Origin of the sequence: Cryobacterium sp. TmT2-59 (genome assembly GCF_004403545.1) — a bacterium.
In the GTDB taxonomy this organism is placed as follows: Bacteria; Actinomycetota; Actinomycetes; order Actinomycetales; family Microbacteriaceae; genus Cryobacterium; species Cryobacterium shii.
Genome location: NZ_SOGM01000053.1, coordinates 17,610 through 40,152 on the forward strand (window position 1 = coordinate 17,610; position 22,543 = coordinate 40,152).

The following is a 22,543-nucleotide window of genomic DNA, read 5'->3' on the forward strand; positions in this document are numbered from 1 at the left end:
CAGTCCGACCGACCCGGTCTGCTAGCCAGGTTCGGCCGACCGGTACAACGCGAGCATGTCCCGCGCCAACTGGTGCGGGGTGGTCTCGCACGGGCTGTGTCCGGTGGGGTAGACGCGGAATCGCGCCCCGATGCTGTTCGCGAAGGCGCGGTGGACATCCGTCGACCACAGGTCATGATGGCCCACGGCGACGAGCACGGGGATGGCCGAGTGCCGCAGCAGTGCGCTCAGATCGGGCACGTGCATCAGTAGCCCGACGATCTCGTCAACGCTGCGGCGGTTCGTGTAGGCGAACCGCAGCCGCACCAGGGCGAGGCGGCCGGGCGGAACCCGGTTCAGGTTGGAGACGATGCCCCAGACGATCAGGGAGGCGATCTGGCGCGGACGCAGCACGTAGCTCAACGCGCCGATCCAGCGCACCCGGCGGAACGCCTGGCCGGACTGCGGCGGCACGCCGAGCAGCACCAGGCTCCCGAACAGTTCGGGCCGATCGGCGAAAGCCAGCTCGGCGACGATTCCGGCGAAGGAGTAGCCGAGCACATGCACCGGGGTGCTCCCCGCCGCCAGGAAGGCGATCAGGTCGGCGACGAAGAGGCCGTACTCGTACGGGCTGCCGTCGACGGGGCCGGCGGCGGCCGATTGGTACTGTCCGGCCAGGTCGTAGCTCTCCACCAGGAAGCCGGTGTCGGCGAGCAGGGGCCCCAACAGCACGAAATCTTCTTTGGACCCGGTGGCGCCGGGGAGCAGGACGACCCGCGGATGCCCCGGGTCGCCCACCGCGAAAGCGGCGAGCGCGCCGCTCGGAGCCGGAAAACGGAAGGCCCGGCTACCGGCAGGCAGCACGTTCCAGCCCCGGTCGGGCAGGGTGCGGTCGCGGACGCCGGGGTCCGACGGAGCCGCCCAGCCCGGTTTTCGGCGGTGCGCGGAGCGGTGTTCCCGGATGGACATGGCGTCACAGTAGCGCCGGTGCAGCCGCCCCGCGAGGGGACGTTCGCTCCGCTGCTCGGCGCCCCGCCCCAGGCCGCATCACGCTACTCTGTGGGAGCATCCCGCCCGTCCAGCGCGAGGATTTCCTCCTCCACCGGCCCTCCGTAACCTTCCTTCTGCGGGTCGCCGTGCAGTCCGCCGGAAACCGCATACTCCTCTTCCGGGGAGAGGACGAGCCGCTTGCGCCCGTACAGAGCGAAGACGAGGAGCATGACCACGTAGACCACCGCGATGGCCGCGATCGCCGGTCGGGCCGGTTCGTTGATGAAGAACCCGAAGAAGATCGCCAGCGAGAGGATGCCGGCGACGACCGCACCGGGCACGCCCCACGGGCTGCGGTACGGGCGGTTCGCGTTCGGGAACTTGCGGCGCAGGATCACGAACGAGATCATCTGCAGAATGTACGCGATCACGGCGCCCCAGACCGCGATGTTCAGCACGATGGCTCCTGCCACGCCGCCCGTTCCGCCGAGCGCGTCGACCAGGATCAGAGCCACAAAGCCGATGATTGCCCCGACGAGAAGGGCGACCCCGGGGGTCTGCCGTTTGCCGGTCAGGGAGAGGAACTTCGGGTAGTAGCCGGCCCGGGACAGGGAGTACATGTTGCGTCCGTAAGCGAACATGATGCCCTGCAGGGAGGCGAGCAGGCCGACCAGAGCGAACAGGGCGAGCACCGCGGCAGCCTGGTCGCCGACGATGGCGCGGAAGCCGTCCAACAGGGGCTCCCCCGCGGTGGCGATGTTGGAGGCGCCCACGATCCCGGTGTTCAGGAACAACACGAGCAGGCCCGTGACGATGAGGGTGGTGCGGGCGATCAAGCCAGCCCGGGGGATGTCGCGCACGGGGTTGTGGGCTTCCTCCGCGGCGAGCGGCAGTTCCTCGATTCCGAGGAAGAACCACATGGCATACGGCAGGGCGAACAGGATCGGAATCACCCCGTGCGGCAGGAACTCGGACTGGCCGGCATCGGGCACGATGTCGAAGAGGTTGTCCACGCTGAACAGACCTGAGAAAGCGGCCATGGCGGAGAACACGAGCAGGATGACGATCGAGATGATCGAGACCACGATCGCGAAGGTGAACGAAATGGCCGCGCCGGCGGCATTAAGGCCGATGAACACGGCGTAGAGGATGGCCCACCAGGCCCACGAGGGGAGGGAGAAGCCGAGGAGTTCACTCGTGATGCCATCCGCGTACGAGGCGGAGAAGTAGACGATCACTGCCGTGGTCGCGACGTACTCAATCGTCTCGGCGAGCCCCGTGACGAATCCGCCCCAGGGTCCCAGTGCCGCGCGGGCGAAGGAGTACGCACCGCCGGTGTGAGGCATCGCCGAGGCCATCTCACCGATGCTGAAGATCATGCCGTAGTACATGACGACCAGAAGGGCGAACGCAATCAGCATGCCGCCGAATCCGGCGAAGTCGATGCCGAAGTTCCAGCCGGAGAAGTCGCCCGAGACGACCGCCGCCACAGCGAGGCCCCACAGCCCCCAGATCCCGGCGCTCCGGGTCAATCTGCGTTTCTCGAAGTATCCTGCTTCCGCCGTTGTGTACTGCACGCCTGAGACTTTCAAGGTGTCTTTGGACATCCTGGTTCCTTTGCGCTCTGGTCATGCGCGTCGACACTGTCGACCACACAACGCCGTGAGTTTTTCTTGGCCTGACTATAAGGCCCCCAATGGTTGCGTGTACATACCTTTGCGAGAAAGTTTCGTCGCACCCGGCCCGAAAGTTCTCCCCTGTTCTGGTTCTGATCTGTGGTCTAATGGTCGGGAAGTTGACCATTCAGCCAGGCTCACTGAGGAGATGCTCATGACACCCCGATCCGGAAACCTATCGTTTGAGGACCTGACCGCGCTCGTGGGCTCGGGTGAGATCGACACGGTCGTCGTCGCCTTCACCGACATGCAGGGGCGGTTGGTGGGCAAGCGGGTCTCCGCGCGGCTCTTCCTCGAAGATGTCGCGAGCCATGGCGCGGAATGCTGCAACTACCTGCTCGCGGTGGATGTCGAGATGAATACGGTGGACGGCTACGAGATGTCGAGCTGGAGGCGTGGCTACGGCGATATGGCGATGATCCCCGACCTCGCCACGCTGCGCCGGGCGCCGTGGCTCCCGGGCGCCGCGCTCGTCACAGCCGACCTGCAGTGGCTGGACAAGACGCCGGTCGTGGCCTCCCCGCGTCAGATCCTGAAAGCGCAGCTGGCGCGTCTGGCCGAACGTGGGCTCGTGCCCTACGTGGGCACCGAGCTGGAGTTCATCGTCTTCGACGACGGTTACCGGGAGGCGTGGAAGAAGGGTTACCGAGACCTGACCCCGGCCAGCGATTACAACATCGACTACGCGCTGCTCGCTTCCACTCGGATGGAACCGCTGCTGCGGGACATCCGGAATGCCATGGACGGCGCGGGGATGTACTGCGAAGGCGTCAAAGGCGAGTGCAACCTCGGCCAGCAGGAGATCGCCTTCCGTTACACGGACGCCCTCGCCACCTGCGACAATCACTCGATCTACAAGAACGGGGCCAAGGAAATAGCGGATGCGCACGGCAAGAGCCTGACCTTCATGGCCAAGTTCAACGAGCGTGAGGGCAACAGCTGCCACATCCACATCAGCCTGCGCGGCACGGACGGGTCGGCGGTCTTCGCCGAGAAGGGTGCGGATCACGGCATGTCGAAGCTTTTCCGCCACTTCCTCGCCGGCCAGGTGGCCGTCATGCGCGAACTCACCCTCTTTTCCGCCCCCAACATCAACTCCTATAAACGTTACGTCGCGGGCAGCTTCGCGCCCACGGCGATCGCCTGGGGGCTGGACAACCGCACCTGCGCACTGCGAGTGGTGGGAGCCGGTTTGGGCCTTCGGGTGGAGAACCGGGTGCCCGGCGGCGACGTGAACCAGTATTTGGCCGTGGCCGCGCTGATCGCGGCCGGCCTCCACGGCATCGAGAACGAAATGGAGCTGGACGATGCTTTCGTCGGCAACGCGTACGAGAGCGATGCGGAGCGGGTGCCGGCCTCGTTGAGGGAGGCCACCGCACTGTTCGCGACCTCCGCGGTCGCCCGGGAAGCCTTCGGCGACGAGGTCGTCGACCACTACCTCAACAATGCCCGGACCGAACTGGCTGCCTACGACGCGGCGGTGACCGACTGGGAGCGGGTGCGCGGCTTTGAACGACTCTGAGCTCTCGAGGCCTCGACCCGTCATCGGCCTGACCACCTATCTCGAACAGTCACAAACCGGAGTCTGGGATGTGCCGGCCGCTTTCCTCCCCCAGGTCTACTTCGACTCGGTGACCCGGGCCGGCGGGATCGCCGTGCTCCTACCCCCGCAGCCGGCCAGCCCCGCCATCGCCGCTGGGGTCCTCGACCGGCTGGACGGCCTGATCATCACCGGGGGCAAGGACGTCGACCCGGCGAGATACGGCCAGTCGTCCCACGCTGCCACCGATGAGCCCCGTCCCGACCGGGACGACTGGGAGCACGAGCTCCTGCTCGAGGCCATCGCCCGCGAGTTGCCCTTCCTCGGGATCTGCCGGGGTGCCCAAATGCTCAACGTGGTTCTCGGCGGTACCCTGCACCAGCACCTGCCTGACGTGGTCGGCCACGGCGGCTACCAGGCCGGCGGCGGCGTTTTCAACGCGGTGGAGGTTGAACTCCACCCGCAATCCCAGTTGCACGGGCTGCTCGACGGTGGCACCGCCCCGCTCGCCGTGCCCGTTTACCACCACCAGTCCATCGACCGCGTGGGCGAGCGCCTCGTCGTCACCGCCCGCAGCCTCGAGGGCGTCGTGCAGGCCGTCGAGCTCGACGGCGTTCCCTTCGGGGTCGCGGTTCAGTGGCATCCCGAACAGGACGACGCGGACATCCGTCTCTTCGCGGGCCTCGTCGACGCGGCCGCCCAATACCGGGCCGACCGGCAGAGAGAGGAACGATCGTGAGCAGTTACACCGTCATCAACCCCGCCGATCAGACCGAGGTGTCGATCGTCGAGCACGTCGATCTCGCGGGCACCGACGAGGCTGTACGCCGCGCCGTAGCAGCGCAGCGGCTCTGGGCCCAGGTGGCCCCCGCCGACAAAGCACTGGTGCTGAGGCGGTTCGCCGACGCCGTGGACGGGGACCGGGAGAACCTGGCCCGAATCGAAGTGATGAACTCGGGGCATCCGATCACGCAGGCCCGCTGGGAGGCCGGCCACGTGCGTGATGTACTGACCTACTACTCTGCTGCGCCCGAGCGCCTCTTCGGCCGGCAGATTCCCGTGGCGAACGGACTGGACGTGACCTTCCACGAGCCTCTCGGCGTGGTGGGCATCATCACGCCGTGGAATTTCCCGATGACGATCGCGGCCTGGGGCTTCGCGCCCGCCCTCGCGGCCGGAAACGCGGTGCTGCTCAAGCCCGCGGAATGGACGCCGCTGTCCAGCATCCGTTTGGGCGAACTCGCCCAGGCGGCCGGTCTGCCTGACGGCCTGTTCCAGGTGCTGCCGGGGCGCGGCTCCGTGGTCGGTGAGCGTTTCGTCACCCATCCCTCGGTGCGGAAAGTCGTCTTCACCGGGTCGACCGCCGTGGGCAAACGCATCATGGCGGGGTGCGCCGACCAGGTCAAACGGGTCACCCTCGAACTCGGCGGCAAGAGCGCCAATATAGTCTTCGCCGACTCGGACCTGGAGAAGGCCGCCGCGACGGCGCCCTACGGGGTGTTCGAGAACGCCGGCCAGGACTGCTGTGCACGCAGCCGAATCCTGGTAGAGCGGAGCGTCTACGACCGGTTCATGGAACTGCTCGAACCGGCCGTGACCGGAGTGCGCGTGGGCGACCCGGCCGATGAGGCGACCGAGATGGGTCCGCTGGTCTCGGCCGCTCACCTCGCGTCGGTCAGGAGCTATGTGCCGGTGGGTTCCCCCGTCGCCTTCCGCGGCAACGCACCGACCGGTCCCGGCTTCTGGTTCCCGCCCACCGTGTTGACCCCCGATTCCCGCTCCGACCGCTGCGTGACGGACGAGATATTCGGCCCCGTGGTCACCGTGCTGCCCTTCCAGGACGAGGCGGATGCCGTGCGGCTGGCCAACGACACCGAGTACGGGCTCTCCGGCTCGATCTGGACCAGGGACGTCGGCCGAGCCCTCCGGGTGGCGCGCTCCGTCGAATCCGGAAACCTCTCGGTCAACTCGCACTCATCCGTGCGGTATTCGACACCGTTCGGGGGCTTCAAACAGTCCGGGCTCGGCCGCGAATTGGGCCCGGACGCCCCCCTGAGCTTCACCGACACCAAGAACGTCTTCATCGCCGTCGATTGAAGCGGCGATCCCGAAACAACCTTCTTTCCAGTCGATCCCGCCCGCCAGAACCTCACACCAAGGAGAACTCCAGCCATGAGCAGCCTCACCCCCATCGATCTCACGCAACGGCTCGCGGGCAAGGTCGCCGTGATCACCGGCGGTGCCAGCGGCATCGGACTGGCCACCGCAAAACGATTCGCCGCAGAGGGGGCGACCGTCGTGATCGGCGACCTCGACGAAACATCGGGCCTCGCTGCCGCGGAACTGGTCAACGGACTCTTCGTCAAGGTGGACGTGACTGACCAGGACCAGGTCGACACACTCTTCGACACCGCCTATCTCACCTTCGGCTCGGTCGACGTGGCCTTCAACAACGCCGGGATCTCACCGCCCGACGACGACTCGATCGAGACCACCGAGCTGCCGGCCTGGCAGAAGGTACAGGACGTCAACCTGAAATCCGTCTACCTCTGCTGCCGGTCCGCTCTGCGATACATGGTCAAGCAGGGCGGTGGTTCGATCATCAACACTGCCTCGTTCGTGGCGGTGCTCGGCTCGGCCACGAGTCAGATCTCCTACACCGCGTCGAAGGGCGGCGTGCTGGCGATGAGCCGTGAGCTCGGCGTGCAGTTCGCCCGGCAGGGCATCCGGGTCAACGCCCTCTGCCCGGGCCCGGTGAACACTCCCCTGCTACAGGAACTGTTCGCCAAAGACCCGGAACGGGCGGCCCGGCGTCTCGTGCACATCCCGGTCGGGAGGTTCGCGGAGCCGGAGGAACTTGCCGCCGCTGTCGCGTTCCTGGCCAGCGACGACTCCTCGTTCATCACCGGATCCACGTTCCTCGTCGACGGCGGCATCAGCTCGGCCTACGTGACGCCGGAATGACCTGACTCAAAACCGTGATGAACTAGATGAACTAGGAGTCTGCATGGAGGGCGGAGACAGACCGTGATCGACGAACAGCCGGGCCTGGACAGCGGCCTACTGCTGCGCCCCGTCCACGGCGGCAACGCTTTCGAAGAGACTGTGCAGCGCCTGCTGCAGACGGTGCGGCTGGGATTGATCGCACCGGGCGAGCGCCTGCCCGCCGAACGCGAGCTCGCCGCCATGCTCGCCGTCAGCCGGGACACCGTCCGGGACGCCATCGCGTCCCTCGCGGAGGCCGGTTACCTGGTCTCCCGGCGCGGACGGTACGGCGGCACCTTCGTCAGCGACGCCCTTCCCAGGCAGACACCCGGGGTCGACCACAGCGGCGAGCTGGTGACCCGCCGGGACATCCCTCCCACGGAAATCGAGGATGCACTCACCCTGCGAGAGATCCTTGAGGTCGGGGCCGCTCGGCACGCCGCCGCACGCACTCTGTCCCCCGCCGAACGCGAGGTGCTCTGGCACAGCCTGAGCGATTCGATCGGCGCGGCCGGGGAGGACTACCGCCGCCTCGACTCTCGGCTGCACCTCACCATCGGAGAACTGGCCGGATCCCCCTCCCTCGTGCCACTACTGGCCGAGGTCCGGATGCGCGTGAACGAGCTGCTCGACCAGATCCCCTCGCTCGGCCCGAACATCGCTCACTCCGACCGACAACACGAACAGATCGTCACCGCGATCCTGACCGGAAGACCTGACGCGGCGGCGCACGCGATGGCCGAGCACCTGGCCGGTACGGCACTGCTCCTGCGCGGCTTTCTGGAATAGAAAACGGGGCAGGGGTACGGCTCGCCGCACCCCTGCCCCACGTGTCTGCCTACGCGCCGAGCAGCGCCTCGATCGGGCCGCGCACGAAGAAGACCAGGAACCCGGCCGCGACGATCCAGAGCAGCGGGCTGATCTCGCGCGCCTTGCCGGAGAACGAGCGCACCAGCACCCAGCTGATGAAGCCGGCCCCGATGCCGTTGGCGATCGAGTAGGTCAGCGGCATCACGAGGATGGTCAGGAAGACCGGGAGCACGATCGAGAAGTCCGAGAAGTCGATGAACCTGATCTGGGACACCATCATCGCGCCGACGATCACGAGGGCGGCCGCGGCCACCTCGAGCGGAACGATCTGGGTGAGCGGGGTGAAGAACATGGCGGCGAGGAACAGAAGCCCCGTCACCACGTTGGCCAGGCCCGTGCGCGCCCCCTCGCCGATGCCGGCCCCGGACTCGATGAACACCGTGTTCGAGGAGGCGGACGTGGAACCACCCATGACGGCGCCGACGCCCTCCACGATCAGGGCCGACTTCAGACGCGGGAAGTTGCCCTTGTCGTCGGCGATCCCGGCCTCGTTCGCCAGGCCGGTCATGGTGCCCATCGCGTCGAAGAAGTTCGTGAAGACGAGCGTGAAGACCAGCATCAGCGCGGCGAGCACGCCGATCCGTTCGAATGCGCCGAAGCTGACCTGGCCGACCAGGCTGAGGTCAGGCAGGGACACGATGGAGGTCGGCACGACCGGCGCGTTCAGGTTCCAGCCGTTCGGGTTCTGGCCGAGCGACGGGCCGACCTTGAAGATGGCCTCCAGGATCACGGCGATCAGAGTGGTGGCGACGATGCCGATCAGGAGGGCGGCCTTGACCTTGCGGGCGACCAGGATGCCGAGGATGATCAGGCCGATCACGAACACGGTCGTCGGCAGGCTCACGACGGAGCCGTTCTCGCCCAGCTGCACCGGCGGCGAGGCCGTGCCGCTCGAGCGGACGAAGCCGGAGTCGACCAGCCCGATGAACGCGATGAACAGGCCGATGCCGACCGTGATGGCGATCTTCAGCTGGCGGGGAACGGCGTTGAAGATGAGTTCGCGCAGACCGGTCGAGGCCAGCAGCACGATGATCAGGCCGTTGATGACCACGAGGCCCATGGCCTCTGCCCAGGTCACCTGGCCCACGACACTCACGGCCAGGAAGGAGTTGATGCCGAGGCCGGCGGCGAAGCCGAACGGCAGCCGGGCGATGACGCCGAAGAGGATGGTCATGACGCCGGCGGTGAGGGCGGTGACCGCGGCGACCTGCGCGTTGGGCAGCCATCCGCCGGCCACGTCGACCGCGGCCTGGTCGGCGCTGAAGCCGCCGAGGATGAGCGGGTTGAGGATGACGATGTAGGCCATCGTGACGAACGTCACCAGGCCGCCGCGGATCTCCCGGCCCCAGGTGGAGCCGCGCCCCGTGATCTCGAAGTACCGGTCGAGCCGGGCGCGGGTGCCCGATTTCTCGGCGCTTGATTTCTCGGAGCCCGATTTCTCGGCGCCCGTGGCCGGGGTGTCCGGCTTCGGGGCAGGGTTGGATGACGTGTGGGTCTCTGTTTCAGAAATGGGGTTCTCCTGGTGGCCGACTCAGCTGATTCTCAGTTCTCCAGTTTACGGCCCCGGAGACCGTCCGGATTCCCGCGAGTCCGCCGGCCGGCGGCTCAGATGTGCGGGACGAAGGCGCCCCAGGCGCGTCGGCGGCCACCGAGCGGGTCGGACTCGATCCGGTCGACGGAGTCGATGATCAGGGTCTGGCGGTCGACCTCGTCGTAGCGGGGCCAGGCGGCATCCGGACTGCCGGTGGCCGCGAAGGCCAGCCACCAGTCCTGCATCCGTCTGCCCACCGCCTGGAACTGGCGCCGCCCGCCGAGCGCCGTCATGCCGCGGCCGGGCCAGCCGTCGAGCCGGTCGAACAGGGGGAACAGCTCGAGCCCGTGGGTGGCGTCGAGCCCCATCGCCCGCAGCAGCCGCGGGGCGGCGTCGAACCGGTAGAAATGCACCGGCGCATAGCGCGAGTGACGCTCCCCCACCCGCACGCTCGGGTACCAGAACGAGAAGTCGCCGCCGAAGTCCAGCGCGGGGCGGAGGGCCGGGATGCCGGGGTACTGCGCCTTCAGGGCCTTCCGCGCCTTCTTGCGGGTGTTGCCGAAGACGGCGCTGATTCGCTTCGGCGTGGTGGCGAGGATGTCGATCCGCCCGCTGAACAGGGATCCCTCGCGGGCGTTCGTGCCGATGATCAGCGGAACCCGGTGCGCGCGCCCGTCGCGGAAGGCGTCAAGCGGGCGTTCGGGCAGGAAGTCGCCGTCGATGACGGGCGAGAGCGGGATGGTGCCCGGGTACCGGTCGGGCGCGCGCCGGGTGAGGTCGGTGGTCGCCTCGGCCAGCCGCGCCGGATCCGCCGCGATGAGCAGGGCCGCCGGGTCCGGCGCCGGCTGCCCCGGGTCCGCCTGTCCGGCCGCGCCGCTCCGCCGGGCCAGGAGGCTGACGAAGTCGCCGGCCCACTCGGCGGTGATCTCCGGCGAGTAGACGGCGTTCGGAGGGGCGCTCTGGGCGATGGCGCGGTGGAACAGCCCGGCGGCGGCGGGAACGGTCATCAGGGTGGTCACGGCGTTGCCGCCGGCCGACTCGCCGAAGAGAGTGACGGCATCCGGGTCGCCACCGAAGGACGCGATGTTGTCCCGCACCCATTCGAGGGCCGCCACCTGGTCGCGCAGCCCGAGGTTGCTCTCGAACGGCCGTTCCGGCGTGGAATACCGACTGAAGTCGAGGTAGCCGAGCGCGCCCAGGCGGTAGTTGATGCTGACGTAGACGATGCCGCCCCGGCGCACGAGGCCCTCGCCCTGCCGGGGCACTTCCCGCGAGGACCCCACGCTGTAGGCCCCGCCGTGCACGAAGACCATCACCGGCCGCAGCGGGCGGCGGCCTGCCGGGCCGGCCTGCTTCACCGAAGCGTCGGGCTCGTCGGGTGCGAGCACGTTGAGGTTCAGGCAGTCCTCGCTCTGCGGGATGCGCGGGTGCGCGCCGATGAACTGGCCGCGGTGGCTCTGAGTGGCAACGGGGCCGAAGGACCCGGCGTCCCGCACGCCAGGCCACGACCCGGCCGGCTGCGGTGCCCGGAAACGGAGTTGCCCCACCGGGGCCGCGGCATACGGAATCCCCCGCCAGGCCCGCACGCCGCGCTCGCGGACCCCCCGCACCACACCGGCCCCGACTCGTACCTCGAGGGGGTCGGTGCGAGTCGGTTGTGCGCTTGGTATCACCGTCCGATCCTATTTCTTCACTACGATCGGAACTACGAACGACATGGAAACGAGAAACAATGGCTCTGCCCTGGACCCTGCACGGCGACGGTAAAACGGTCGGAGCCACCGATGTCGTCGGCCCCGGTGAGCGCCTCAACTGGCCGCTCACCATCGGGATCGGCGCCCAGCACGTCGTGGCCATGTTCGGAGCCACCTTCCTGGTGCCGCTGCTGACGGGCTTCCCGCCCAGCACGACCCTGCTCTTCTCCGGCATCGGCACCCTGCTCTTCCTGCTGATCACGCGGAACAGGCTGCCCAGCTACCTCGGCTCCTCCTTCGCCTTCATCGCCCCGATCACGGCCGCCACCGCCACCGCCGGCATGGGCAGCGCCCTGTTCGGCATCATCGTGGTCGGTCTGCTCCTGGCCCTGATCGGTCTGGTCGTGCAACTGACCGGAACCGGCTGGATCGACGCGTTGATGCCCCCCGTGGTGTCCGGCGCGATCGTCGCCCTGATCGGTTTCAACCTGGCCCCGGTCGCGAAGTCGAACTTCGCCCTGGCCCCGCTGACCGCGATCATCACGCTCGCGGCCGTCATCCTCTCGACCGTGCTGTTCCGCGGCATCCTGGGCCGGCTGTCGATCTTCATCGGCGTGGTCGTCGGTTACATCGCCGCCGTCGTTGCTGGCGAGGTCGACTTCAGCGGCGTGGGCGAGGCGGCGTGGATCGGCCTGCCGCAGTTCACCTCGGCCATGAACCCGCTCGACAACCCCGCCGCCGCGCTGGGCATCCTGCCCGCCTTCCTGCCCGTCGTGCTCGTGCTGGTGGCCGAGAACGTGGGCCACATCAAGGGCGTCGCCCAGATGACGGATGCGAAGGTGAACCACCTCACGGGCCGCGCCCTGATGGCCGACGGCCTGGCCACGATGCTCGCCGGTTTCAGCGGCGGGTCGGGCACCACCACGTACGGCGAGAACATCGGCGTCATGGCCGCCACTCGGATCTACTCCACCGCCGCCTACTGGGTGGCCGGCCTGGTCGCGATCCTGCTCGGCCTCTCCCCCAAGATCGGGGCGGTCATCAACACCATCCCGGCGGGCGTCCTCGGCGGCGTGACCACAGCCCTGTACGGACTGATCGGCATCATCGGCGTCAAGATCTGGCTCGACAACAAGGTCGACTTCAGCAAGCCGGTCAACCAGTTCACCGCCGCCACGGCGCTGATCATCGGCATCGCCGACTACACCTTCACGGCCGGCACCCTCAGCTTCAACGGCATCGCGCTCGGAACGGTGGCCGCGATCGTGATCTACCACCTGATGACGTGGGTAGCCAGGGTGCGCGGCACCACGAGGTAGCCGCCGCCGCAGCTGCCGCGGCAGCCGCTGCCGCTGCCGCTGCCGCTGCCGCTGCCGCTGCCGCAGTCGTCTCGGTTCCCCGCGCACATGCTCGTGCTCCGGTGCGCGTGCAGCGCCGCTACGCGCGTGGCACACCACCCGCGAAGGGGCGCACCTCCCGCGCGCGTCCAGAGTGCCCGTTCCGGTCGAGAGTGACCGGCACAGTAGGCACTCTCGACCGGAACGGGCACTCTCACACGGCAGCGAGTGTCCACCGCTCGAGCTCAGACGGATGCGACGGGCTCCGGTCCGGCTCGCGGCTCACGGCTCACGTTCCCGCTCGCGGCGCAGGCTCCACCGTGAGCCCCGAGCCCCGGGGTGCGCCGCGAGCAGCACACCGGGGTCGCGGCGGCATCCGTTGCCACGAAACCGGTCCACGGATGCCGAGAGCCGTCCTCCGGCCAGGACCCGAGAGTCACCCTTCGGCCGGTCGGCGCCGGCACCCACGCGCGTGCTGCGCCGCTTCGCGCGCGGCGTGCCACCAGCGAAGGGGCGCAGCTACCGCGCAGCTCCCGCGCAGCTCCCGCACGACGGTGCGCAGCTACCGCGCCAGGCCCCGTGCGGCACGCGACAGTGCCCGTTCCGGTCGAGAGTGACCGGCAGAACGGGCACTCTCGACCGGAACGGGCACTGGGGCGGGGACAGCCCAGCGCGGGGCGGAGCGCGGCAGCGAGGCGGAGCGCGGCAGCGAGGCGGAGCGGCTAGCCGTGCAGGGCGGGCACGATCAGGTAGACGCCGAAGATGACCGCCCCGGCGCACAGGACGAAACAGGCGTAGGCGCCCAGCACGGCGGCCTTCTTCTGGCCTCGGGTCAGCGGGGTGGCGGCGGCCTTACGCGCGCGCTTGGCCTCCTTCGCGGCCCGCTTGGGGGTGAGCACCGTGATGGCGCCGGTGAACTCGGCCGGTTCGACGACCGGAACGCGTCCGGCGGTGGTGAGCAGCCGCAGGCCGAGCGAGTAGAGACTCACCACGACCGCGGACGAGACGAGGGACGCGAACGCCACGACGAAGAATGCGGCCCAATCGATCACAGCGCGACCTTCTTCCGGTCCGTGCGGGAGACTTTGCGGGGGGTCTTCCGGATTTTCACGACGCGCCCGGCGTCGTCGATGTCGTGCAGGTTGTCGTGTGTGACCCGGGTGGCGCGGGACCGGCGGAACAGCAGGGCGACGAGGAGGGAACCGAGGACCAGGTCGAGGACGATGCCAATCGGGCCCAGCAGAGCCAGCCCGGCCGCGAATGCGCCCATAATGGCCGAGGCCGGCAGGGTGAGCACCCAGCCGAGCACGATCTGCCCGGCCATACCCCAGCGCACGGTCGAGCCGCGTCGGCCCATGCCGGACCCGATGACGGACCCGGAGGCGACCTGCGTGGTGGAGAGGGCGAAACCGAGGTGGCTGGACGCGAGGATGGTCGCGGCGGTGCTGGTCTCCGCCGCGAAGCCCTGGGCCGGCTTGATCGCGGTGAGACCGCGACCCATGGTGAGAATGATGCGCCAGCCGCCGCTGTACGTGCCGATCGCGATCGCGACGGCGCAGGCGATGATGACCCACGGCTGCGGGCCGGTGCCCACGTCCTGCATCCCGCTGGCGATCAGGGTGAGGGTGATGACGCCCATGGTCTTCTGGGCGTCGTTGGTGCCGTGAGCCAGGGCCACCAAGGAGGAGGAGAAGATCTGGGCGTAACGGAAGCCGCCGCGGCCATCCGCTTTGCCGCTGTCACGGCGGGTGATGAAGTAGGCCAGCCTGGTGGCCAGGAACGCCACGACACCGACCGTCAGCGGGGCGATCAGGGCGGGCAGGATGACCTTGGCGAGCACGACGTCGTAGGCCACGGCCTGGGAGCCGATGCCGATGATGGTGGCGCCGATCAGGCCGCCGAACAGGGCGTGGCTCGAACTGGACGGCAGACCGCGCAGCCAGGTGAGCAGGTTCCAGACGATGGCGCCGATCAGGCCGGCGAAGATGATCTCCGGGGTGATCTGGACGCCGCCGTCACCTTCCTTGATGATGCCGCCGGAGATCGTTTTGGCGACCTCCGTGGACAGGAACGCGCCGACCAGATTGAGGATGGCCGCCAATCCCACGGCGACCCTGGGCCGCATGGCGCCGGTTGCGATGGGGGTGGCCATGGCGTTCGCGGTGTCATGGAAACCGTTGGTGAAGTCGAAAATCAGGGCCAGCGCAATGACGAGCGCGACAATCAGGGTGAAATCCACCGGCGTCTTTCTCTGGGTGTACGACAGCCGGGGTTATCTCAAGCTGCAAAGCAGGAACAATCCTGACACTCGGGGGCAGGCGGGTCAATTCAAAGCGCAAACCAGGCCCTGGTCCACCACCGTCGCGAGGTCTGCCCCGAAGGTGAAGGTGGCCCGCACCGGAATTCCGGCGAGCACGCCCGGCAGCCAGTGCCGGGCGTCGTCCCACATCTCGTCAACGGGCAGGGCCGCCACATCGAACCACTCCGGGTTCAGCTCGTCCGACTCACGCGGGGTCCCCGTCCACTCCGTGCAGACGAACACGCTCGACTCCTGGCTCCAGGCCTCCCGGTGCGGGAACAGGTAGGTCAGCAGACCCATCGGGGTGAGCACGGATGCCGTCACGACCAGGCCGGACTCCTCCTCGATCTCCCGGACCATCGCCTGCACGGCCGTCTCCCCCGGCTCGAGCTTGCCGCCGAGGCCGACGATGTTGCCAAGGCCCAGACCCTTCTTCTTGCGGCCGAGCAGCACCTGCAGGTCTCCCGCCGGGGTGCGACGGGTGAGATAGCAGACGCACACCTGGGGAAGGGACATGATTCCATCGTATTAGGCTGCTGAGATGAACTTCGTGCCCGCATCCGGAACCATCACCATGTTCACCACGACCTGGTGCGGCTATTGCTCGCGCCTGAAGTCGCAGCTCGACAAGGTGGGCATCGGCTACACCGAGGTCAACGTGGAGGAGGTCGAGGGCACCTCGGAACTCGTGATGAGCCTGAACAACGGCAACCGCACCGTGCCGACCATCCTCTTCCCCGACGGGTCGAGCGCCACGAACCCGTCGCTGGCCCAGGTGCAGGCCAAACTCGCCTGACGTCCGGCATTCGCTGAATCCCTGACCACGCCTTAACGAGCTGAGGGGCCCCGGATCAGATCCGGGGCCCCGCAGCTCGTGGTGCGGGTTTAGCCGAACAACACAGCGGCCTCGTCGTACCGCGCCTGCGGCACGGTCTTCAGGCCGATGGTCGCGTCGGCGATGCTGACGATCTCGATGTCGGTGCCGCGCAGCGATACCATGGAACCCCACTGGCCGGCGAAGACGGCGTCGACCGCGGCCATGCCGAGGCGGGTCGCGAGCACGCGGTCGTAAGCCGACGGGGCCCCGCCGCGCTGGGTGTGGCCGAGCACGGTGGCGCGGGACTCGATGCCCGTGCGCTCCTCGATCATCGGGGCGATCATTTCGCTGATGCCGCCGAGGCGCGGACGGTCGAACGCGTCCAGGCCCTTGGTCGAGAGCGCTTGTTCCATTCCGGCGAGCTTGAAGCCCTCGGAGACGACCAGCACGGGTGCACGACCGCGGTCACGCACGTGCAGCACCCACTCGCAGATCTGCTCGATGGTCTGCGGCTGCTCCGGGGTCAGGATGGCGTGCGCGCCGCCGGCCATGCCGGAGTGCAGTGCGATCCAGCCCACGTGGCGGCCCATCACCTCGACGATCATGCACCGGCCGTGCGACTCGGCGGTGGTGCGCAGCCGGTCGATGGCCTCAGTGGCGATTTCGACCGCCGTGTTGAACCCGAACGAATAATCGGTGGCCTCGAGGTCGTTGTCGATCGTCTTGGGGACGCCGACGATCTTGATGCCGGCATCCGTCAGACGACGCGCGGCGGTAAGGGTTCCCTCGCCACCGATCGCGATGATCGCGTCGATGCCCTCCGCGTCCATCGTCTTCTGGATATTAACGGGACCGCCGCGTTCACCCTCGAAGGGGTTCGTCCGGGAGCTGCCCAGGATCGTTCCGCCCTGCCGGGAGAGACCACGCACGCTGTGGCGGTCCAGGGTCATAAAGTCGCCCTCTACAAGGCCTTTCCAGCCGTTGCGTATGCCAACGAATTCGGCGTCGAGGACGCGGACTCCCTTGAGTACGGAACCGCGGATAACGGCGTTGAGTCCGGGGCAGTCTCCACCGCTGGTGAGGATACCTATTTTCATTTGTGGTTACTCCTTGTTGCGAGCGATCATGTTCGGCGCCTTCACCGCCTCCTCATGATGGACCCGAGGTGGGCCCGGTTTCAAATCAACGCCGGTGAGGGGCGCTTCCTACAGCTCCCCGTCGAGCGCCTGGGTGAGCAGGTAGATCAGTGCGCTGGCCTGCACGGAGTCAGCGGAAGAGATTTCTTCCTCGGCGCCGTCGAGGGCTCGGGCGGCGAGGCCCTGCTTGCTCCCGATCAGCTCGGCAATGCGCGCGTCGATCGTGTGCGCGGCGATGATCCGCCAGGCCGTGACCGGCTCGTCCTGGCCGATCCGGTGCACCCGGTCGATGGCCTGGGTCTGTTCCGCCGCGGTCCAGCTGAGCTCGGCGAGCACGACGTGGGATGCGGCCTGCAGGTTGACGCCGACGCCGGCGGCGGACAGGGAGCAGACCACGACGGCCACCCCCGGGTCGTCGTTGAAGGCGTCGATGGCCGCCTGGCGAGCCAGGGCGGTCTGGTCCCCGCGCAGGGACACCGTGCGCAGGCCGCGCCGAGCGAAGATGTCTTCCGCGGCATCCATCACATCGATGTGCTTGGCGAAGAACACGACCTTGCCGACCGAGTGTGCCAGCTGCACGGCGTAGTCCGCCGCGAGGGCGGCCTTGGCCTGGCCGATCTTGCGCACCATGGTGAAGACGTTCTCCCCCGTGCTCTGCCCCTTCGATTCCTCGAGTTCGGCGTGCGCGACGGCGCGGACGAAAGCGGCCCTCTGCTCGCCGTCGAGCACCGGCGGCGTCTGGCCCGGGTGGCGGGCGGCCACGAGCGAGTGGTACCGGGTGACCAGGCGGGCGGCGAGCTCGCGTTCGGCCTGGCGGATGGAGCGCCCGAGGTCGTCGTCCAGCTCGACCGGCAGGTCGGCGATGCGCTTGGCCGGCAGGTCGGCGGCGACATCGACCTTGCGGCGGCGCACGATGCCCATGTCGATCACGGCGGCGCGCGCCGCGGAGTAGAAGCCGGAATCCGCCGGGGTCAGCCCGATGGCTTCGAGCCTGGCCATCAGCTTGGCGGTGGGCTTGTCGCCGTCGATCCAGCCCAGGAACTGCCAGATCGCACGGAAATCGTCGACGTCGTTGATCAGCGGCGTACCGGTCAGGGCCATCAGCAGCGGGTTCCCTCCCGGGGTGCGGCGGCGGATCTGCTCGGCCAGGGCCAGCACGTGCTTGGACCGCTGGGACTGGAGGTTCTTGATGAAGTGCGCCTCGTCGACGACCATGCCTTTGAACCCGAGGGTACCGAGCCAGGTGCGGTGCCGGTCGAGAACGTCGTAGTTGACGATGACCACGTCGGCGAACGCGTCGAGGGTGTCGCCGTCACCGTGGATGACGGTGGCCCGGCGGTTCGGCGTCCACAGTTCCACCTCACGGACCCAGTTCATCTTGACGACGTTGGGGACGATGGCGAGCAGCGGGTATGACCCGCTGACGGATGCCGCGAGCAGGCTCTGCGCCGTCTTGCCGAGTCCCGGCTCGTCGGCGAGCAGGTAGCTGCGGTGGCCGAGGCGCGCGCTTTCGACGAACCGGGCCTGGTGACGCATCAGCTCCATGCCGCGAGGCGAAAGCCGGTCGACGCGGGGCGCCTCGGGCAGGTCCATGCTGGCGGCCTGGCCGCCGGAGCCGTACTCGAAGGATTTGAACAGCGAGCCGATCAGCTCCCAGTTGGCGAGACGGCGGCCGGAGACGACCGGCGGAGCCTGCGCGGCACTGAAATCGGGCGCGAGGAACGGGTTGGCCAGCTGCCGGGCCTTGACCGACTGCGGGATGACCTGGTTGACCGGCATCTCGGGCTTGGCTTCGGGCTCCCGGGTGATGATGAGCTCGTCCGGGGACAGCTCGGCGCCGGATTCGATCAGCCAGTCGCGGCGGAACCGCTGCGCGACCGTGGACACCCCCGCGTCGGGTTCGAGCAGGGTGATCAGGCTGGTGTCGCGTGCCGCGGTCTTCGCCAGGATCTGCGCGATCCCGTCGAGGCGCTTGAGGAGTTCGGCGCGGTTGGCGTCGGTGAGTTCCTTGTCGCCCTTGACCCGGGCGCGCTCCTCGCGCATGAGCAGCGCGATGACCTGGTACTTGGTGCGGTTGGTCGGGCCGAGCTTCGCGCCGGTCTGCGCCTTCGCCTCGACCTCGCGCACCTTGCGGGCGAGGATCGGGATGATGGGGGCGTCATCGTCACGGGAACGGGGTCGCTGCCGCTGGCGACCTCCGGCGGCGGCACGGGTATTCGAACCGGCGGCCTGGTGGCGGGTGTATGCCATTCTTCTCCAACTTCACAGCAGCGCGGCAAAGAGAACCGTGCTCGACGTGGTGCGGCATCCGTGGATACCGGTGCGATCGATACGCCGAGGCCTGATCAAGCATCGTGTCACCGACATTAGTGGCACCGAGATTCGTGCGCCCGCATTCTCGATGTGGCAGCCGGTCAGTGTGGCAGCACGGTCGAGGCGGTCAGCGGGCTTTCGCGGCGTGGGGCCAGTCTACGCCCGCGGGTCCCTACTGATGCACCGGCACCTTGGTTCTGACGCCGACGATGATGAAGACCAGGGCGGCGATGAACTGGGCGGACACCCAGCCCTGGCCGTGCAGCTCGATCACGACGATCGGGTTCCACAGCACGGCGATCGGCACGAGCGCGATCAGCCACAGGTACGCCTTCGACTGGACGGCGAAGACGCAGATGATCAGCGCGAGGATGCTCACCGCGTACCGGATGATGATGTAGCTTTCCGAGTCCAGCAGGGCCAGCCCGCCGAGCAGGATGACGGCGCCGAGCAGGCCGGGCGCGAGCGCGGAACGACTGAATGTGGGTTCGACCGGGGTGCCCATCAGACTCCTCCTCCTCCGCCACCGCCGCCGCCCCCGCCGACCGAGCCTCCCCCGCCCGAACCGGAACTGGAGGAACTCGAGGCGCTCCCCGACCAGGATGCCGAGGTGGAGCTGGAGAACGAGTTCAGGCCGGCGGCGAACCAGACCGGACTGAACGGGGCGGAGCCAGCGTACCAGTCCGGCTCCAAGCCGCTCCGGGCGTAGTAGTCGCCGAGCACCTGCGACCACGCGGTCTCCTGGCCGAAGAGAACCGCGAAGGGCAGCAGCCGCTCGTAGAGCTTGAGCACCTGCAGCGGATCGGCCGGGTCGAGCGCGGCATCCCGGACGACGTCCGGGCCGAGAACGGATGCCGCATCCGGCCGGTAGGGCGACCGCAGCGCTCCCTCGGGGCTCTGCAGCACCCGCAGCCGTTCGGTCTCGGCGACGCCGATGTACAGCCGCACGCCCGCCAGGTAGTCGCGGAGTTCGGCGCCGGCCGGGGTGAGCGGCCGCACGCTGGCGGCGAGCGCGATGGTCGCGATGGAGACCAGCGCCCCGAAAATCAGGATCACGGCCGGCCAGGCCCCGCCGACCTCGGTCACGAGGCCACCGATGCTGCCAGCGACGCAGATGACCCCGGTCAACAGGGCGCCAGTGAGCAGCCAGCCGCGGAGCCGGCCGCCCTTCTTCTCCCGCAGCCCGTCCGTCAGCACCTGCTGTCTGACGGCCTGGAGCTGCTTCGTCAGGCCCTTGCCCAGCACGGTGTCCTTCGATTTGAGGTCCCGGCGCGTGCCCTCGTGCAGCCCCGGGAACAGCAGCCGGAGCACCGCTTTCTCGGCCGGGTCGAGCCCCTGCGCGTGCCGCAGCTCGAGCAGGTAGTGCTTCTTGCCCGTTCCTTCGAGCACCCGCAGATTCCCGCGCACGGCGAAGCTGAGGAACTGGGCCGTAATCGCCTTCGCCGACGCTCGGGCCACGTCGCCGCATTGAAGCAGGTTCACGCCCTTCGGCGGCAGGTACTCCGCGATGATGGTGGGCCGCCCCGGCGCGGAACGCCACCGGGTGGCCCGGGCGACGGCCGCCACCGCCGCCAGGACCAGACCGAGCAGCAGCGCGCCGAGGCCGATGCCGGGGAACGGGTTCGCCGTGAACGACTGGTCGCGGGGCACGAACGTGCCGGGCTCGAAAGCGACCGACACGGTGAGCCCCTGGTAGGGGCCGAGGCTGCCGGCGGAGGCGTCGATCACCGTGGCGCCGTCGACGCTGGTCTCGGTCAGGTCCGCGCAGGGCTCGCCGGAGTCGACGCCGCCCTGGTAGCACGCCGACTGGCCGGTCAAGCGGGGTGCCAGGTCCGGGGCCACCGTGAGGGTCGCCGAAACGTCGCCGAAGGGTTGCGTCCAGCCGGTGCCGTTGGCCTTCCAGTAGAACTCCGGGGCCGCGGCATCCGTCGGCAAAAGCGTGACGTCGACCTGCCGGTACTCGATCACGTAGGTGTTCGCGCCGTGCACGTAGTCCTCGGCCGCGATGGTCACCTCGAGGAACTGGTCACCGTCGACGTCGGTGGTCTCGGTCTCGGTCGCCCGCGGGCGCCCGTTCTCGTCGGTCACACTGACCAGGGTCAGGTCGGTCGGATGCCCGTCGTAGTGGGTGGGGATGGCCCGGCGGATGCCCCGGTTCTGGTCGGACTCCGGGAAGCGGGCGACGATCGTCTCGGTGGTGGTCAGCGCGGAGTGGCCGTCGCCGGTGAGCCCGAGCCGGAAATCGGCGTGCCACGAGTCGAACGTGAAGTCCGAGGTGTCGGTGGCCACGATGGCGGGCGCGGCAGCCGCCGGAGCGGCGAGGCCGCCCAGGGTGAGGCCGCCGAGCGCGGCAATGAGCAGGAAACGGACCGATCGGCGCATGCGCCCACTCTACTCAGCGGCCCCGCATCCGCGACGGCACAAACATACCCCTCCGGGGTATGCCCCATCACGGTACTCTGAACGCATGATCAAAGACATCAAACGGCGTGCCCTGCACCGTGCCCGCATCCTGGAGGGACAGATGCGCGGCCTCGAGAAGATGATCGAGAACGAGGAGTACTGCATCGACATCCTCACCCAGTCCCTCTCGATTCAGAAGTCTCTGGGCTCGCTTAACAAACTCATCGTCGACAACCACCTGCAGACCCACGTCACGCAGATGTTCGAAGCCGGCGGCGAGGAGCGGGACACGGCCATCGCGGAGCTGCTCAAGGTGTTCGAACTCAACAACAACAGGTGACGCCCGTCCGCGCCGGTGCTGCCACCCGGTACCGTCACACGTGCGAGATCGGGATCGCCGTGCTCGACGGCGGCCGTTCGAAGATCGCCTCGAGCGCCGCCTGCAGTTCACTGGCCCAGGCCGCGTAGCCGTCGGCGTTGAGGTGGAGGCGATCGTCGGAGAAGCTGACGTCGATCTCCCCGTCGGGCTGGGCCAGCCGGGGCCAGAGGTCCAGGAAGGCCGCGTGCTGAGTCGGCACGAACTGGCGCAGATGGCGGTTGATCGAGCGGAGGGTGTTTGCGAAGTCGCGTTCCCGCGGCGGGACCGAGACGACCAGGAGGCGCGCGCCCGGCAACCCCTTGCGCAGCGCGCAGATCACCGTCTCCAGGTTGCGCACGATGTACTCGTCTGACCGGCGCCAGCCCAAGTCGTTCGTTCCCGCCCCGACCACGACCGCATCCGGCTCAAGCTCGATGACCGCGTCGACGCCGGCCACGACCTCGTCGGTGGTGTACCCGCTGACGCCGAAATTGCGCACCTCATACTCGGGGAGCCACTCCGCCCACTGGCCGCTCGCGGTCAGTGCGCCTCCCATGAACACCACAGATCCCGACATGGCTGCCTCCCTCGCACCCCTTCCATCATGCATCCGCC

General features: G+C 68.4%; 20 protein-coding genes. 8 read left to right on the forward strand and 12 right to left on the reverse strand.

The window, feature by feature from the left end; translation table 11 throughout:
* Positions 1–21 precede the first annotated feature (21 nt).
* Both E3T24_RS08705 and E3T24_RS08710 read right to left on the reverse strand, forming a co-directional pair.
* Complete coding sequence (locus E3T24_RS08705) at positions 22–948, reverse strand: alpha/beta hydrolase (RefSeq protein ID WP_134434520.1); 927 nt, start codon at positions 946–948, stop codon at positions 22–24.
* Positions 949–1,031: 83 nt separating this feature from the next.
* Positions 1,032–2,576: an amino acid permease gene (locus E3T24_RS08710; RefSeq protein WP_134367540.1), complete on the reverse strand. Its 1,545-nt coding sequence runs from the start codon at positions 2,574–2,576 to the stop codon at positions 1,032–1,034.
* Between the two features lie 223 nt (positions 2,577–2,799).
* On the opposite strand from E3T24_RS08710, the gene E3T24_RS08715 reads away from it, so the two are divergent.
* From E3T24_RS08715 to E3T24_RS08735, 5 genes are all read left to right on the forward strand, one after another.
* Positions 2,800–4,167: a glutamine synthetase family protein gene (locus E3T24_RS08715; protein WP_134367542.1), complete on the forward strand. Its 1,368-nt coding sequence runs from the start codon at positions 2,800–2,802 to the stop codon at positions 4,165–4,167.
* Positions 4,154–4,924 (forward strand): gamma-glutamyl-gamma-aminobutyrate hydrolase family protein, encoded by a 771-nt coding sequence (locus E3T24_RS08720; protein ID WP_134402949.1) that lies wholly within the window; start codon positions 4,154–4,156, stop codon positions 4,922–4,924. The genes E3T24_RS08715 and E3T24_RS08720 overlap by 14 nt, the downstream gene beginning before the upstream one ends.
* Before the next feature lie 14 nt (positions 4,925–4,938).
* Positions 4,939–6,282: an aldehyde dehydrogenase family protein gene (locus E3T24_RS08725; RefSeq protein WP_304992749.1), complete on the forward strand. Its 1,344-nt coding sequence runs from the start codon at positions 4,939–4,941 to the stop codon at positions 6,280–6,282.
* 75 nt (positions 6,283–6,357) lie between these two features.
* Entirely contained in the window at positions 6,358–7,149 is a 792-nt protein-coding gene (locus tag E3T24_RS08730; RefSeq protein ID WP_166787103.1) for a 3-oxoacyl-ACP reductase, read from the forward strand.
* Between the two features lie 66 nt (positions 7,150–7,215).
* A complete protein-coding gene (locus tag E3T24_RS08735) occupies positions 7,216–7,959 on the forward strand; it encodes an FCD domain-containing protein (protein ID WP_134367583.1) in 744 nt (247 codons plus the stop codon).
* Between the two features lie 49 nt (positions 7,960–8,008).
* Here the strand turns inward: E3T24_RS08735 and E3T24_RS08740 are convergent, their stop codons facing one another.
* A complete protein-coding gene (locus E3T24_RS08740) occupies positions 8,009–9,409 on the reverse strand; it encodes an NCS2 family permease (RefSeq protein ID WP_241976012.1) in 1,401 nt (466 codons plus the stop codon).
* Between the two features lie 236 nt (positions 9,410–9,645).
* Positions 9,646–11,244 (reverse strand): carboxylesterase/lipase family protein, encoded by a 1,599-nt coding sequence (locus E3T24_RS08745; protein ID WP_134367550.1) that lies wholly within the window; start codon positions 11,242–11,244, stop codon positions 9,646–9,648.
* 59 nt (positions 11,245–11,303) lie between these two features.
* Between E3T24_RS08745 and E3T24_RS08750 the strand changes: the two genes are divergently transcribed.
* Positions 11,304–12,584, forward strand: coding sequence for a solute carrier family 23 protein (locus E3T24_RS08750; RefSeq protein ID WP_134367552.1), 1,281 nt, complete (start codon positions 11,304–11,306; stop codon positions 12,582–12,584).
* Positions 12,585–13,324: 740 nt separating this feature from the next.
* On the opposite strand, the gene E3T24_RS08755 is transcribed toward E3T24_RS08750, so the two are convergent.
* The 3 genes from E3T24_RS08755 to E3T24_RS08765 form a co-directional block, all read right to left on the reverse strand.
* A complete protein-coding gene (locus E3T24_RS08755) occupies positions 13,325–13,654 on the reverse strand; it encodes a peptidase (RefSeq protein ID WP_134367554.1) in 330 nt (109 codons plus the stop codon).
* Positions 13,651–14,841: an inorganic phosphate transporter gene (locus tag E3T24_RS08760; RefSeq protein WP_134367556.1), complete on the reverse strand. Its 1,191-nt coding sequence runs from the start codon at positions 14,839–14,841 to the stop codon at positions 13,651–13,653. Before E3T24_RS08760 ends, E3T24_RS08755 begins: the two co-directional genes overlap by 4 nt.
* 84 nt (positions 14,842–14,925) lie before the next feature.
* Positions 14,926–15,417, reverse strand: a complete 492-nt coding sequence (locus E3T24_RS08765; protein ID WP_134367558.1) for an 8-oxo-dGTP diphosphatase — start codon at positions 15,415–15,417, stop codon at positions 14,926–14,928.
* 25 nt (positions 15,418–15,442) lie between these two features.
* Between E3T24_RS08765 and E3T24_RS08770 the strand changes: the two genes are divergently transcribed.
* Positions 15,443–15,697 carry a mycoredoxin gene (locus E3T24_RS08770; RefSeq protein ID WP_134367559.1) on the forward strand — a complete coding sequence of 85 codons (255 nt, stop codon included), beginning with the start codon at positions 15,443–15,445 and terminating at the stop codon, positions 15,695–15,697.
* Positions 15,698–15,786: 89 nt separating this feature from the next.
* On the opposite strand, the gene E3T24_RS08775 is transcribed toward E3T24_RS08770, so the two are convergent.
* The 4 genes from E3T24_RS08775 to E3T24_RS08790 form a co-directional block, all read right to left on the reverse strand.
* Complete coding sequence (locus E3T24_RS08775) at positions 15,787–16,815, reverse strand: 6-phosphofructokinase (protein ID WP_134367561.1); 1,029 nt, start codon at positions 16,813–16,815, stop codon at positions 15,787–15,789.
* A 108-nt stretch (positions 16,816–16,923) separates the two neighbouring features.
* Positions 16,924–19,104 (reverse strand): DEAD/DEAH box helicase, encoded by a 2,181-nt coding sequence (locus tag E3T24_RS08780; protein WP_134367563.1) that lies wholly within the window; start codon positions 19,102–19,104, stop codon positions 16,924–16,926.
* A gap of 235 nt (positions 19,105–19,339) precedes the next feature.
* Positions 19,340–19,672: a DUF6804 family protein gene (locus E3T24_RS08785; RefSeq protein ID WP_134402947.1), complete on the reverse strand. Its 333-nt coding sequence runs from the start codon at positions 19,670–19,672 to the stop codon at positions 19,340–19,342.
* Positions 19,672–21,549, reverse strand: coding sequence for a DUF2207 domain-containing protein (locus tag E3T24_RS08790; RefSeq protein ID WP_134367567.1), 1,878 nt, complete (start codon positions 21,547–21,549; stop codon positions 19,672–19,674). Before E3T24_RS08790 ends, E3T24_RS08785 begins: the two co-directional genes overlap by 1 nt.
* A gap of 85 nt (positions 21,550–21,634) precedes the next feature.
* Here E3T24_RS08790 and E3T24_RS08795 point away from each other — a divergent pair, with 85 nt between their 5' ends.
* Positions 21,635–21,910: a metal-sensitive transcriptional regulator gene (locus E3T24_RS08795; RefSeq protein ID WP_134367569.1), complete on the forward strand. Its 276-nt coding sequence runs from the start codon at positions 21,635–21,637 to the stop codon at positions 21,908–21,910.
* Between the two features lie 34 nt (positions 21,911–21,944).
* On the opposite strand, the gene E3T24_RS08800 is transcribed toward E3T24_RS08795, so the two are convergent.
* On the reverse strand, positions 21,945–22,505 hold the full coding sequence (locus tag E3T24_RS08800) for a GDSL-type esterase/lipase family protein (RefSeq protein ID WP_241976008.1): 561 nt from the start codon (positions 22,503–22,505) through the stop codon (positions 21,945–21,947).
* Between the last annotated feature and the right edge of the window lie 38 nt (positions 22,506–22,543).